The sequence below is a fragment of the Microbacterium sp. CCNWLW41 genome (assembly GCF_037083505.1).
This window is the reverse complement of record NZ_JBAOJP010000015.1, coordinates 109,266-122,414: the sequence shown is the minus strand read 5'-3', so window position 1 is coordinate 122,414 and position 13,149 is coordinate 109,266. Positions and strand designations below refer to the sequence as shown.

Genomic DNA, 13,149 nt, shown 5'->3' with positions numbered 1-13,149 from the left:
TCCGGCCGCCGAGGCGCCCGCTGCGGCTCCGGCTGCTGAGGCCCCGGCTGCTCCGGAGGCGAAGACCCCCGGCGCGCCGGCCGCACCCGCCGGGCCCAAGCCCGGCCCCGCTGCCGCCACGCCGCAGCCGCCCCGCCCCGGCGGAACGCCGCGCCCCGGCAACAACCCCTTCGCATCGTCGCAGGGCATGGGTCAGCGTCCCGCGGGCCCGCGTCCGGGCAACAACCCGTTCGCGTCGGCACAGGGCATGGGTCAGCGCCCCAGCCCCGGCAACATCCCGCGTCCTCAGGCTCCGCGTCCCGGCGCCCCGCGCCCCGGCGCTCCCCGTCCGGGTGGCGCAGGTCGTCCCGGTGGCGGCGGTCGTCCCGGCGCGCCGTTCCAGCAGCGTCCCGGCGGCCCCGGTCGTCCGGGCGGCGCCGGTGCCGGTGCCGGTGGCGGCTTCCAGCGTCCCGGCGGCGGCGCTCCCGGCGGCTTCGCCGGTCGTCCCGGCGGAGGCGGCGGTCGTGGCCGCGGTCCCGGCGGTGGCACCGCCGGAGCTTTCGGCAAGGGCGGCGGCAAGTCGAAGCAGCGCAAGTCGCGTCGTGCCAAGCGGCAGGAATTCGAGATGCGGTCGGCGCCGGTCGTCGGCGGCGTCAACGTCCAGAAGGGCAACGGCGAGATCATCCGCCTTCGCCGCGGCGCGTCCATCGCCGACTTCGCCGACAAGCTCGAGGCGCTGCGCGGCTACACCGTGCAGCCCGGCACGCTCGTGACCATCCTGTTCAACCTGGGCGAGATGGCGACCGCGACGGAGTCGCTCGACGAGGCCACCTTCGAGGTGCTCGGCGAGGAGCTCGGCTACAAGATCCAGATGGTCTCGCCCGAGGACGAGGACAAGGAGCTCCTCGAGGGCTTCGGTCTCGACCTCGAGGCCGAGCTGGAGGCGGAGAACGAGGAGGACCTCGAGATCCGGCCTCCGGTCGTGACCGTCATGGGTCACGTCGACCACGGTAAGACCCGGCTGCTCGACGCCATCCGCCAGACCAACGTGGTCGCGGGCGAGGCCGGCGGCATCACGCAGCACATCGGTGCGTACCAGGTCTGGACCGAGCACGAGGGCATCGAGCGTGCGATCACCTTCATCGACACCCCGGGTCACGAGGCGTTCACCGCCATGCGTGCCCGCGGTGCGCAGGTGACCGACCTCGCGATCCTCGTGGTCGCCGCCGACGACGGCATCATGCCGCAGACGGTGGAGGCGCTCAACCACGCCCAGGCGGCCGATGTGCCGATCGTGGTCGCGGTGAACAAGGTCGACAAGCCCGACGCCAACCCGGCCAAGGTGCGCCAGCAGCTCACCGAGTACGGCCTGGTCGCCGAGGAGTACGGCGGCGACGTCATGTTCGTCGACGTCTCGGCTCGCCAGGGCACCGGCATCCAGGAGCTCCTGGACGCGGTGCTGCTCACCGCCGACGCGGGTCTGGACCTCACGGCCAACCCGAACAAGGACGCGCGCGGTGTCGCGATCGAGGCGAAGCTCGACAAGGGTCGCGGTTCGGTGGCCACGGTGCTCATCCAGTCCGGAACGCTGCGCGTCGGCGATGCGATCGTCGCCGGCACGGCGTACGGCCGTGTCCGTGCGATGTCCGACGAGAACGGCGACGCGGTCGAGGAGGCCTTCCCGTCGCGTCCCGTGCAGGTGCAGGGTCTCAACTCGGTGCCGCGCGCCGGCGACACGTTCATCGTGACCGAGGAGGACCGCACCGCCCGCCAGATCGCCGAGAAGCGTGAAGCGGCGGAGCGCAACGCCCAGCTGGCCAAGGCCCGCAAGCGCATCTCGCTCGAGGACTTCACCCGCGCTCTCGAAGAGGGCAAGGTCGAGTCGCTCAACCTCATCATCAAGGGCGACGTGTCCGGTGCCGTCGAGGCGCTGGAGGAGTCGCTGCTCAAGATCGAGGTCGACGACTCGGTGCAGCTGCGGATCATCCACCGCGGCGTCGGTGCGATCACCGAGTCCGACATCAACCTGGCGACGATCGACAACGCGATCGTCATCGGCTTCAACGTGCGCCCCGACACGAAGGCGCGCGAGCGCGCGTCCCGCGAGGGTGTGGACGTCCGGTTCTACTCAGTCATCTACAACGCGATCGACGACGTCGAGCAGTCGCTGAAGGGCCTGCTCAAGCCGGAGTTCGAAGAGGTCCAGTCGGGTGTGGCCGAGATCCGCGAGGTGTTCCGCTCCTCGAAGTTCGGCAACATCGCCGGTGTCATCGTCCGCTCGGGCACGATCACGCGCAACGCCAAGGCGCGCGTCATCCGCGACGGCGTGGTCATCGCCGACGGCCTGGCGATCGAGTCGCTGCGCCGGTTCAAGGACGACGTCACCGAGGTCCGCACGGACTTCGAGGCGGGTATCGGCCTCGGCAAGTACAACGACATCCAGGTGGGCGACGAGATCGAGACCACCGAGATGGTCGAGAAGCCCCGCGCGTAGGTCGCGGACGTGAGGGGCGCCCCGGGAACGGGGCGTCCCTCACGCTTCGAAAGGAGTCATCATGGCATCAGAGCGACAGGCCCGCCTGGGCGACCGCATCAGGGTGATCCTGGCGGAGCGGCTCGAGAAGGGGCTGCGCGACCCGCGGCTCGGGTTCGTCACCATCACCGACGTGCGCGTGACGGGTGACCTCCAGCACGCCTCGGTGTTCTACACGGTGCTCGGCTCGGCCGAGGAGCGCGAGGCGTCGGCGGCAGCGCTGAGGTCCGCGACGGGGATGCTGCGCTCGGAGTTGGGCAAGCACCTCAACGTGCGGCTCACCCCCTCGCTGGAGTTCATCCCCGACGCGATCCCCGAGAACGCCGGTCATATCGAAGACCTGCTCCGCGAGGCCCGCGAGCGCGACCAGGCGGTCGCCGGCATGGCCTCGTCCGCCACGTACGCCGGCGACGCCGACCCGTACGTGAAGCCGCGCGAGCTCGACGACGAGGACTGACCCTCCCGAGGGCTGCAGACGCCGCGACCGGTCCGACCGGTCGCGGCGTCTCGTCGTGTGCGGGCGGGGTCACGCCGGAAGGCGCAGGAATCCGTGGGATGCCTCGGCCAGCCCGTCCGCGATGAGCGAGTCGATCGCGCGGTCGCGCTGCAGCGGGTCCGGCCAGTCGGGCACGACGTCGCTCAGCGCGACCGCATGGGTCCCGGCATCCCGCAGGATCTTCAGCACCGCGCCGCGGGCCTGACGGTCGCTGCGCTCGTACCGTGCCTGCCTGCGCCGGTCGTCGCCGGTGTCGGGATACCCGGCGGCGCGCCAGGCGCACCGGTCGGCGAGCGGGCAGGCGTCGCACCGCGGGACGCGAGCGACGCAGACGGTCGCGCCGAGCTCCATAGCGGCGGCGTTCGCCTCGGCCGCCTGGGCGCGGTCGTCCGGAAGGATCGCCGCCATGGCGTCGAGGTCGCGCCGCGAGGGCGGGCCCGGCTGCGCGCGGCCGTCGACGGCCCGGGCCAGCACACGGCGCGTGTTGGTGTCGACGACGGGGTGGCGGTCGCCGTATGCGAAGACCGCCACGGCCCGCGCGGTGTAATCGCCGATGCCGCTCAGCGCGAGGAGGGCCGTGACGTCACGCGGCACCACGCCATCGTGGCGGTCGCGGATCTGGACGGCGGCGCGATGCAGCCACAGCGCGCGACGCGGGTACCCGAGGTTGGCCCACTGCCGCACGGCGTCGGCCGGAGCGGCCGCGGCCAGATCGGCCGGCGCGGGCCAGCGCGCGAGCCACGCCTCCAGATGCGGGATGACCCGCTTGACCGGCGTCTGCTGCAGCATGAACTCGCTCACGAGCACGCCCCACGCCCCGAAGCCCGGCCGTCGCCAGGGGAGGTCCCGGGCGTTGTCGCGGTACCACTCGACGAGCGGTGCGGCGAGGTCGGGCATGCGCTCCAGCCTAGGCGGCGGGCACGTGACCGGGCGGGGCGCTCGGCCCGCGCGCCGTAGGCTGGAACCATGCGCCTTCCCGTCACGCCGACCACGACGCTGTGGCGTGACCTCCGCGACCGGGTGCGCCGGCAGAGCCCCGCCGGGCGCGTGATCGTGGCGGTGGACGGGCTGGACGGCGCCGGCAAGACCGTGTTCGCCGACGGTCTGGCCGAGGTGTTCGCCGAGACGGGCGATGCGGTTTTCCGTGCGGGCATCGACGGTTTCCATCGGCCGCGCATCGAGCGATACGCCCGGGGCCGCCGCAGCCCCGAGGGGTTCTACCTCGACTCGTACGACTACCCGACGTTCCGCCGCGTGCTCATCGACCCCTTCCGCGACGGCGCGCAGACCGCGGCGGCGACGGGGTTCCAGCTCGCCGCGTTCGACGTCGTGCGCGACGCGCCGGTCGAGTCGCAGTGGGTCACCGCTCCGCTGGACGCGGTGCTCGTCATTGACGGCATCTTCCTCAACCGGCCGCAGCTGCGCGATCTCTGGGACTGGTCCATCTGGCTGGACGTCCCGTTCGAGATGGCCTTCGCGCGCATGGCGCTGCGCGACGGATCCGACCCGGATCCGGACGCGCCCGCCAACGCGCGCTACCGGCAGGGGCAGGAGCTCTATCTGGACGAGGCGCGGCCGCGGGAGGCGGCATCCGTCATCGTCGACAACACCGACTTCGCCCGACCTCGGATCGTCGGGCACGGCTGATGGAGGCGCCCGGAATCCTCCTCGTCGACAAGCCCGGCGGCATCACCTCGCACGACGTGGTCGCGCGGGCCCGGCGCGCGCTCGGCACGCGCAAGATCGGCCACGCCGGCACGCTGGACCCGATGGCGACGGGGCTGCTCGTCCTGGGCGTCGAGGGGGCGACGCGTCTGCTCACGTTCGTGGTGGGGCTCGACAAGACCTACGAAGCCACCATCCGGCTCGGCGTCGCGACGACCACCGACGACGCCGACGGGGAGGTCGTACAGGCGACGGATGCCTCGTCCCTCGAGCCCGCCGCCATCGCGGCGCGCGTCGCGGCGCTGACCGGCCGCATCTCGCAGGTGCCGAGCACATACTCGGCGATCAAGGTCGACGGGCGCAGGGCCTACGACCTGGCACGCGCCGGCGAGGACGTGCAGCTCAAGGCCCGCGAGGTCACCGTGTCGCGCTTCGACGTCGTCGCACAGCGACGCCTGCCGGCGGGGCCCGCCGGCGACCCGGAGAAGGGCGGGGGAGTGGTCGACCTCGACGTCGTCGTGGACTGCTCCAGCGGCACCTACATCCGATCGCTCGCGCGCGACCTCGGCGAGGCGCTCGGGGTCGGCGGGCACCTCACCGCGCTGCGGCGGACGCGGGTGGGGCCGTTCGACGTCGCGGCCGCTGCGGCCGTCGACGGCATCGCCGACGCGCCTCTGCTCGCACCGGCGGCCGCGGCCGCGGCGGTGCTGGGCCGGCTGGAGGTCACCGCCGACGAAGCGCGCGACCTGCGCCACGGCAAGCGGCTGCCCGGAGCCGCCGGACGGCTGCGCGGCGCGGGACCCATGGCCGCCGTCGACCCCGGCGGCGTGCTCGTCGGCATCGTCGAACGCCGCGGGGACGACGTCAAGAGCGCCATGAACATGCCCGAGGAGGCAGCCGGATGATCCTGTGGTTCACGATCGCGCAGGTCGTCGTCGCCGTCGCGGCGGGCCTGTTCTGCATCATCGCCGGACTGGCCGGACGCCGGCCGAGCGACTGGACTGTCGGCTCGCTCGCGCTGGTGGAGCTGCTCCTCGTCGTGCAGATCGTGGTGGCCATCGTGGCGCCGTTCGTCGGCAACCCGCCGACCGGGAGCCTGCTGGAGTTCTGGGTGTATCTGGTGTCGGCCGCACTGCTGCCGTTCGCGGCGGTCGCATGGGCGCTGCTGGAGCGCAGCCGGTGGAGCACGGTCATCATGGGGATCGCCGCCCTGTCGATCGCCGTGATGGTGTGGCGCATGCAGGTCATCTGGACCGTCCAGGTCGCGTGAGCGAGACCCCGAGCGTGCCGGCGCGCCGCGGCCGCCGGCATCCGAACTAAAATCGTGACGTCATGTCCTCGCCCGCCCGCCCCCGCATGTCCGGCATCGGCCGTGTGCTCGTGATCGTCTACGCGATCATGGCGCTCGGTGCCACCGGCCGGTCCTTCGTCCAGATCGTCGAGCGCTTCGACGAGGCCCCGCTCGCCTACGCCCTCTCCGCCCTCTCGGCGGTCGTGTACATCGTCGCCACGCTCGCGCTGGTGTTCGCCGGGCGACGCGGCTGGTACCTGGTCGCGTGGATCGCGATCGTCTTCGAGCTCGCCGGCGTCCTCGTCATCGGGACCCTCAGCCTCCTGCTGCCCGAGCTCTTCGCGCACCCCACGGTCTGGTCGTGGTACGGCATGGGCTACCTCTTCGTCCCGCTGGTGCTGCCGTTCCTCGGAATCTGGTGGCTCGCGACGCATCATCCGGTCGCGGCGAGCGCGACCGTTGCGCCCGCGGCGGTCGCGTCGTGATCGTCTTCCGGCATCCGAGCGAGGTGCCGGCGGGGTTCGGTCCGTCCGTCGTCGCGATCGGCAAGTTCGACGGCGTCCACTCCGGTCATCGTGCCGTGATCGCTCGCGCGAGAGTGGATGCCGAGGCCTCCGGCGCGCGCGTCGTCGCGGTCACCTTCGACCGCAACCCGCTGGCGCTGCTGCGCCCCGAGATCTGCCCCGACAGCCTCGTCGGGGTCGATCAGAAGCTGCGACTCCTCGCCGACGCGGGCGTGGATGCCACCCTCATGCTGACCTTCGACCGCGCCCTGGCGGACCTCGGCGCGCGGGAGTTCGTCGAGCACGTGCTCGTCGGGGCGCTGGGCGTGCGGATCGTGATGGTCGGGGCCGACTTCCGCTTCGGCCGCGGGGGAGCCGGCGACGCCGAGCTGCTGCGAGAGCTCGGGGCCGAGTTCGGGTTCGAGGTGGACGTCGTCGACGACGTGCGCGCGATCGACGCGGGTCGCCGGGTCTCGTCGACGTGGGTGCGTGAGCTGCTGGACGGCGGAGATGCCGCCGGAGCCGCCCGGCTGCTCGGCCGGCCGCACGCCGTGCGCGGCGAGGTGGTGCACGGTCTCAAGCGGGGCCGCGCCCTCGGCTTCCCGACGGCGAACCTGTCGCCCGACCTCGAGGGCTTCGTGCCCGCCGAGGGCGTGTACGCCGGCTGGCTCGTCGACGAGGGGATCCCGGGCGGCGGCGCGGCCGAGCCGCGCAGCACGGTGCGCTATCCCGCCGCGATCAGCGTGGGCACCAACCCCACGTTCGACGACGTGGAGGGGCGCCAGGTCGAGGCGTACGTCCTCGACGAGACCGACCTCGACCTGTACGGACACGTCGTGGAAGTCGAGTTCGTCGCCCGCATCCGCGGCATGGTGGCCTTCGACGGCGTCGACGCGCTCATCGGGCAGATGGCCGACGACGTCGTCCGCGTCCGCGGCGAGCTCTCCTGAGGCCGTAGACCGCGCACCCCGGGCGCGCCTAGCATCGAGGCGTGCACGCGCTGGTCCTGATGGCCGCGGAGGCGGCGGCCGAAGACTCCGTCAACCTGTGGGGCGCGCTCGGCTGCGCGGTCGCCTACTCCGCCTCGCTGCTGGCGACGCTGGATGCGTTCGCGGATCTGATCCTCGCGCGCGGCGACTCGCCCGCCGGGCGGCTCACCCCCGCGGTGGGGCTCAAGTTCGGGTCGAAGCTGGCCGCCGCCGCCATCGCCGTGGTGTCCGCGGCGATCGTGCTCGCCCTCGACTCGAACTGGTTCGCCTTCGTCTCGCTGTCGATCGCGTTCGCGGTGGTGGTCGGGATAGGCCTGCTGGTGCTGGTGCGCCATGCCAGGGCGATCGGCGCCCCGGCGGGGATCGGCGGGGGCGGCTGAGGCGCGGCATCCGTTCGAACTGCTCATATGAGCAAACTTCGTGCAGATGTTGCTCATCTGCTGCCGGGTATGTCAGTGTGGAGGGACCGACGGAAGGAGGCTCGTGGACGCCGTCGACGAACTCCTCTCGATCCGGGCAGCCGAGCTCTACTACGAAGAGAACCTCACGCAGGAGCAGATCGGCCGGAGCCTGCAGATCACCCGCTGGAAGGTGGGCCGCCTGCTCATCCAGGCCAAGGAGGAGGGCTTCGTCCGCATCGAGATCCTCCACTCGCGCGCGCGACGGCCGCAGCTCGAGCGGCGGCTGCGCGAGGAGCGCGGCCTCCGCGACGCGGTGGTCGTGTCGCAGGCGGGCATCCGCAGCGACGACGAGTTGCAGCAGCGCGTCGCCCAGGCGGCCGCCGATCACCTGACCGCACTGCGTCCGAGCCCCCGCGTCCTCGGGGTGAGCTGGGGTCGCACCCTCGCCGACATCGCGCATCATCTGCGCGAGGGCTGGTCGTCCGGCACCGATGTCGTGCAGATCAACGGCGGTCTCAGCATGAGCGCGCAGCCCGGCACCGCGGCCGCGACCGCCGTCGGCATCGCGCACAAGGGCGGTGGCGGCGCCACCCTGCTGCCCAGTCCCGCGATCCTCGAGCACCGGGCGACGAAGGAGGCCATCGAGGCCGATCGCGTCGTCGCCCGCGTGCTCGGCATCGCCCGCTCCGCCGACGCCTACCTGTACAGTGCCGGCGCCGCCGACCACCGTTCCGTGCACGTCGACAGCGGCTACCTCAGCGAGGCGGACATCGACCGCCTCGTCGCCGCGGGCGCGGTCGGCGACGTCGTCGGCCGCTACATCGACGCCGCCGGACGCGTTGTCGACGCCGCCCTCGACGCGCGCACGGTCGGCCTTTCGCTCGACGAGCTGCGCCGCGCCGACGTGGCCGTCGCGGCGATCGCCGGCGAAGCCAAGCGGGCGGTCGCTGCCGCCGTCGTCGCGTCCGGGCTGTGCACCGTGCTGATCACGGACGAGTCCACCGCACGCCACCTCCTCGACGGCTGACCGCGCGGCCGGCCACCCGAACCCCAACCACGAAAGCCAGGTCATCACATGTCAGGCACCTCCATCGTGACGCTGCCCGAGAGGGCCGTCGAGCTGCTGGGCGGACAACCCGACGACACGACGCTGCGGCGGTATCTCCACGGGCTGCCCGGTGTCGACGCCGTCGGGCTCGAGCAGCGCGCCGCGGGTCTCGGCACCCGCTCCATCAAGACGACCTCCAAGGCGTGGGCCCTCGACAAGATCATCGAGCTCATCGACCTCACGACGCTCGAGGGCGCCGACACGCCGGGCAAGGTACGCTCGCTCGTCGCCAAGGCGCTGAACCCGGACGCCTCCGACCCGACGACCCCGCGGGTCGCGGCCGTGTGCGTGTACGGCGACATGGTGCCGTACGCGGTCGAGGCGCTCGGCTCCGCCCACGGCGATCCCGACGAGGGCGGGGTGAGCGTCGCGGCGGTCGCCACCGCCTTCCCCAGCGGCCGGGCATCGCTGGACATCAAGCTCGCCGACACGGCCGAGGCCGTGGCGCACGGCGCCGACGAGATCGACATGGTGATCGACCGCGGCGCCTTCCTCGCCGGCCGCTACGGCCTCGTCTTCGACCAGATCGCGCGGGTCAAGCAGGCCTGCCGCCGCGAGGACGGCACGTACGCGTCGCTCAAGGTGATCCTCGAGACCGGCGAGCTCAACACCTACGACAACATCAAGCGCGCGTCGTGGCTCGGGATCCTCGCGGGCGGCGACTTCATCAAGACGTCGACCGGCAAGGTGCAGCCGGCGGCGACGCTGCCGGTCACGCTCTTGATGCTGGAGGTCGTGCGCGACTGGCACCGGGCGACCGGTGAGAAGGTCGGCGTGAAGCCGGCCGGCGGCATCCGCACGTCCAAGGACGCGATCAAGTACCTCGTCACGGTCGCCGAGACCGTCGGCGAGGACTGGCTGCAGCCGCACCTCTTCCGCTACGGCGCGTCGAGCCTGCTCAACGATGTGCTCCTGCAGCGCCAGAAGCTGAAGTCCGGACACTACACCGGCGCCGACTACGTGACGATCGACTGAGATCAGGGATAACAAGACATGAGTTTCCTCGAGTACGCCCCCGCCCCGGAGTCGCGCGCGATCCTTGATCTGCGCGACGAGTACGGGCTCTTCATCGACGGCGAGTTCCGCCCGGGCGCGGGCGAGTCGTTCGCGACGATCTCACCCGCCGACGAGAAGCACATCGCGACGATCGCCTCGGCGACCGAGGCGGACGTCGACGCGGCGGTGGCCGCCGCCCGCCGTGCCTACGACAAGACGTGGTCGAAGATGAGCGGCCGCGACCGCGGCAAGTACCTCTTCCGGATCGCGCGGCTCGTGCAGGAGCGCGCCCGCGAGCTCGCGGTCGCCGAGAGCCTCGACAACGGCAAGCCGATCAAGGAGAGTCGCGACGTCGACGTGCCGCTGGTGGCCGCGTGGTTCTTCTACTACGCCGGCTGGGCCGACAAGCTCGACTACGCGGGCCTCGGAGCCGACCCGCGCTCGCTCGGTGTCGCCGCCCAGGTGATCCCGTGGAACTTCCCGCTGCTCATGCTCGCGTGGAAGATCGCTCCCGCCCTCGCCGCGGGGAACACCGTCGTGCTCAAGCCCGCCGAGACGACCCCGCTGTCGGCGCTCATCTTCGCCGAGATCCTGCAGCAGGCCGACCTGCCGCCGGGCGTGGTGAACATCGTGACGGGTGCCGGCGCCACCGGGGCGGCCCTGGTGCGGCACCCCGATGTGAACAAGGTCGCCTTCACCGGCTCGACCGCCGTCGGCCGCGAGATCGCCAAGGCGGTCGCGGGAACCGACAAGAAGCTGACGCTCGAGCTCGGCGGGAAGGCCGCGAACATCGTGTTCGACGATGCGCCGATCGACCAGGCGGTCGAGGGGATCGTCAACGGCATCTTCTTCAACCAGGGTCACGTGTGCTGCGCGGGCAGCCGCCTGCTGGTGCAGGAGTCCATCCACGACGAGGTCGTCGACCGGCTGAAGAACCGCCTGTCGACGCTGCGCCTGGGTGACCCGCTCGACAAGAACACCGACATCGGCGCGATCAACTCGCGAGAGCAGCTCGACCGCATCCGCGAGCTCAGCCGCATCGGTGAGGACGAGGGCGCCGAGCGCTGGAGCGCCGACTGCGCCATCCCCGACAGCGGCTTCTGGTTCGCGCCGACGATCTTCACCAACGTGCAGGCCAGCCACCGCATCGCGCGCGACGAGATCTTTGGGCCGGTGCTCTCGGTGCTGACGTTCCGCACGCCCGCCGAGGCCATCGAGAAGGCCAACAACACGCCCTACGGGCTGTCCGCCGGCATCTGGAGCGACAAGGGCTCGCGCATCCTGGCGGTCGCCGACCGCCTGCGCGCCGGTGTGGTGTGGGCCAACACCTTCAACCGGTTCGACCCCTCATCGCCGTTTGGCGGATACAAGGAGTCCGGCTACGGCCGCGAAGGCGGTCGGCACGGCCTGGCCGCCTACCTCAGGAGCGCGCCGCCCGCCGGCGGCGCCACCCGGATGCTCGCCCGTGCCGCGAAGAAGGAGGTCTCCTCATGAGCACGCGCCTGACGATCCCCAAGACCTACAAGCTCTACATCGGCGGCGCCTTCCCGCGCAGCGAGTCCGGGCGCACCTACGAGGTCGCCTCGCCCAAGGGCGGGTTCCTCGCCAATGCGGCGCTCGCCTCCCGCAAGGACGCCAGGGATGCCGTCGCCGCCGCCCGCGGCGCCGTCAAAGGCTGGTCGGGCGCGACCGCGTACAACCGCGGTCAGGTGCTCTACCGGGTCGCCGAGATCCTCGAGGGCCGCCGCGCCCAGTTCGTCGACGAGATCGTGCAGCAGACCGGCGTGTCGTCCTCCGCCGCCACCGCGGAGGTCGACGAGGCGATCGACCGGTGGGTCTGGTACGCGGGCTGGTGCGACAAGTTCGGCCAGGTCGCCGGCAACGGCAACCCCGTGGCAGGTCCCTACTTCAACATCTCGGTGCCCGAGCCGACAGGCGTCGTGGGCGTCGTCGCGCCGCAGGACACCGCGCTCGTCGGGCTCGTGTCGGCTGTCGCCCCGGCTCTGGTCACAGGCAACGCGGTCGTCGTCGTGGCATCCCAGCGCTACCCGCTGTCGGCCATCTCGCTCGCCGAGGTGCTCGCGACGAGCGACGTGCCGGGGGGAGTGGTCAACGTCCTCACCGGCTCGCCCGCCGAGATCGCGCCGTGGCTGGCCTCGCACCCCGACGTGCACGCCCTCGACCTCGTCGGCGCCGGGGACCTCGACTGGATCGACCTCGAGATCGCCGCCGCCGAGACGCTGACGCGGGTGCTCCCGCCCGAGAACGGGTCGGATGCCGCGGCGCCGAGCCTCGCCCGCATCACCGCGTTCACCGAGACCAAGACGATCTGGCACACCAAGAGCCTGGTGTGAGCTGAAGGCTCCGGCGCTGCACAGCGTCGGAGACTTCCGCCGACACGCGGGGGAACGGATGCCGCTCCTCGGCGGGTCGGGCCGAACCTCCGATCCTGTGCGCGGCCGGCGACGAGCTCAGCCGAGCTGGAGGCCGCCCCACTGCCCGGGCTCGCGGAGCTCGCCGTAGTGCACGTCGACGTCGTGCGCCGACACCGACGCGACGCAGGCCAGGAGGGACAGGGTCGGGTAGCCGAGCGGGCGGTTGTCGCGGATGATCGCGCCGTCGTCGGTGGGCGGGAGCTCCGCCGAGCGCTCGAGCACCTCGACCCACGGCATCCACCACCGTCCTTCCGATGCCGGCGCGGCGGACTGGAACTCGCCCAGCCACCGGGCGATGCGCGGCGTGCCGGTGTCGTCGACGTCGTCGTGCGCGATCATGTGCGTGCCCGGCGCGAGGTCGGTCGTGCGGAGGGCGGCGCCGTCCCACGTGAGCACGCGGGCGCGGGCGCCCTCGACCTCGACGAGGTTGAAGCCGTGCGTCGCCGGCTCGGCGGCGGGGGAGTGGCCGGCGACGGAGTCCAGCACGATGCCGCCCCGCGACTGCAGCTCGGACTCCGGGCGCTGCGTCTCGTCGGCGCGGTTGAGGAGCACGGCCAGGCGCCCCGTCTCAGGGTCGGCCGCGAGCCAGGCGCCGCCCGCCCGCACGTCGCGCACGCCGACGACGCCGTCGTGCGGCTCCGGCCACCAGCGGCCGAGCGGGTTCCACGGGCGCTCGGGGTCCTCGTCGCGGATCGCGAGCACGCGGGTCGGCTCGGCGGCGGACTCCGGGACGCGGATGACGACGGTGCACAT

General features: G+C 72.2%; 14 protein-coding genes. 12 read left to right on the top strand and 2 right to left on the bottom strand.

The window, feature by feature from the left end; genetic code table 11:
* Positions 1 to 2,473 (top strand): translation initiation factor IF-2 (gene infB, locus V6R91_RS34610; RefSeq protein WP_336399099.1); only part of this gene is annotated, 2,473 nt, incomplete at its 5' end.
* 61 nt (positions 2,474 to 2,534) lie between these two features.
* Positions 2,535 to 2,969 (top strand): 30S ribosome-binding factor RbfA, encoded by a 435-nt coding sequence (gene rbfA, locus V6R91_RS34605; RefSeq protein WP_336399098.1) that lies wholly within the window; start codon positions 2,535 to 2,537, stop codon positions 2,967 to 2,969.
* A 69-nt stretch (positions 2,970 to 3,038) separates the two neighbouring features.
* On the opposite strand, the gene V6R91_RS34600 is transcribed toward rbfA, so the two are convergent.
* Positions 3,039 to 3,905: an A/G-specific adenine glycosylase gene (locus V6R91_RS34600; protein WP_336399097.1), complete on the bottom strand. Its 867-nt coding sequence runs from the start codon at positions 3,903 to 3,905 to the stop codon at positions 3,039 to 3,041.
* A 69-nt stretch (positions 3,906 to 3,974) separates the two neighbouring features.
* Between V6R91_RS34600 and V6R91_RS34595 the strand changes: the two genes are divergently transcribed.
* From V6R91_RS34595 to V6R91_RS34550, 10 genes are all read left to right on the top strand, one after another.
* Positions 3,975 to 4,655 (top strand): uridine kinase, encoded by a 681-nt coding sequence (locus tag V6R91_RS34595; RefSeq protein ID WP_336399096.1) that lies wholly within the window; start codon positions 3,975 to 3,977, stop codon positions 4,653 to 4,655.
* Complete coding sequence (gene truB / locus V6R91_RS34590; RefSeq protein WP_336399095.1) at positions 4,655 to 5,578, top strand: tRNA pseudouridine(55) synthase TruB; 924 nt, start codon at positions 4,655 to 4,657, stop codon at positions 5,576 to 5,578. The genes V6R91_RS34595 and truB overlap by 1 nt, the downstream gene beginning before the upstream one ends.
* Positions 5,575 to 5,943 (top strand): hypothetical protein, encoded by a 369-nt coding sequence (locus V6R91_RS34585; protein WP_336399094.1) that lies wholly within the window; start codon positions 5,575 to 5,577, stop codon positions 5,941 to 5,943. The genes truB and V6R91_RS34585 overlap by 4 nt, the downstream gene beginning before the upstream one ends.
* A 62-nt stretch (positions 5,944 to 6,005) precedes the next feature.
* Positions 6,006 to 6,449: a hypothetical protein gene (locus V6R91_RS34580; protein WP_336399093.1), complete on the top strand. Its 444-nt coding sequence runs from the start codon at positions 6,006 to 6,008 to the stop codon at positions 6,447 to 6,449.
* On the top strand, positions 6,446 to 7,417 hold the full coding sequence (locus V6R91_RS34575) for a bifunctional riboflavin kinase/FAD synthetase (protein WP_336399092.1): 972 nt from the start codon (positions 6,446 to 6,448) through the stop codon (positions 7,415 to 7,417). The genes V6R91_RS34580 and V6R91_RS34575 overlap by 4 nt, the downstream gene beginning before the upstream one ends.
* 41 nt (positions 7,418 to 7,458) lie before the next feature.
* Positions 7,459 to 7,836 carry a hypothetical protein gene (locus V6R91_RS34570; RefSeq protein WP_336399091.1) on the top strand — a complete coding sequence of 126 codons (378 nt, stop codon included), beginning with the start codon at positions 7,459 to 7,461 and terminating at the stop codon, positions 7,834 to 7,836.
* Between the two features lie 103 nt (positions 7,837 to 7,939).
* Positions 7,940 to 8,884 (top strand): sugar-binding transcriptional regulator, encoded by a 945-nt coding sequence (locus tag V6R91_RS34565; protein WP_336399090.1) that lies wholly within the window; start codon positions 7,940 to 7,942, stop codon positions 8,882 to 8,884.
* A 48-nt stretch (positions 8,885 to 8,932) separates the two neighbouring features.
* Positions 8,933 to 9,940, top strand: coding sequence for a deoxyribose-phosphate aldolase (deoC, locus tag V6R91_RS34560; RefSeq protein ID WP_336399089.1), 1,008 nt, complete (start codon positions 8,933 to 8,935; stop codon positions 9,938 to 9,940).
* Between the two features lie 18 nt (positions 9,941 to 9,958).
* The gene (locus tag V6R91_RS34555; protein WP_336399088.1) at positions 9,959 to 11,455 is read left to right on the top strand and encodes an aldehyde dehydrogenase family protein; all 1,497 of its coding nucleotides are present in this window, start codon (positions 9,959 to 9,961) and stop codon (positions 11,453 to 11,455) included.
* A complete protein-coding gene (locus tag V6R91_RS34550) occupies positions 11,452 to 12,315 on the top strand; it encodes an aldehyde dehydrogenase family protein (protein WP_336399087.1) in 864 nt (287 codons plus the stop codon). Before V6R91_RS34555 ends, V6R91_RS34550 begins: the two co-directional genes overlap by 4 nt.
* 117 nt (positions 12,316 to 12,432) lie before the next feature.
* On the opposite strand, the gene V6R91_RS34545 is transcribed toward V6R91_RS34550, so the two are convergent.
* Positions 12,433 to 13,149, bottom strand: a complete 717-nt coding sequence (locus V6R91_RS34545; protein ID WP_336399086.1) for an NRDE family protein — start codon at positions 13,147 to 13,149, stop codon at positions 12,433 to 12,435.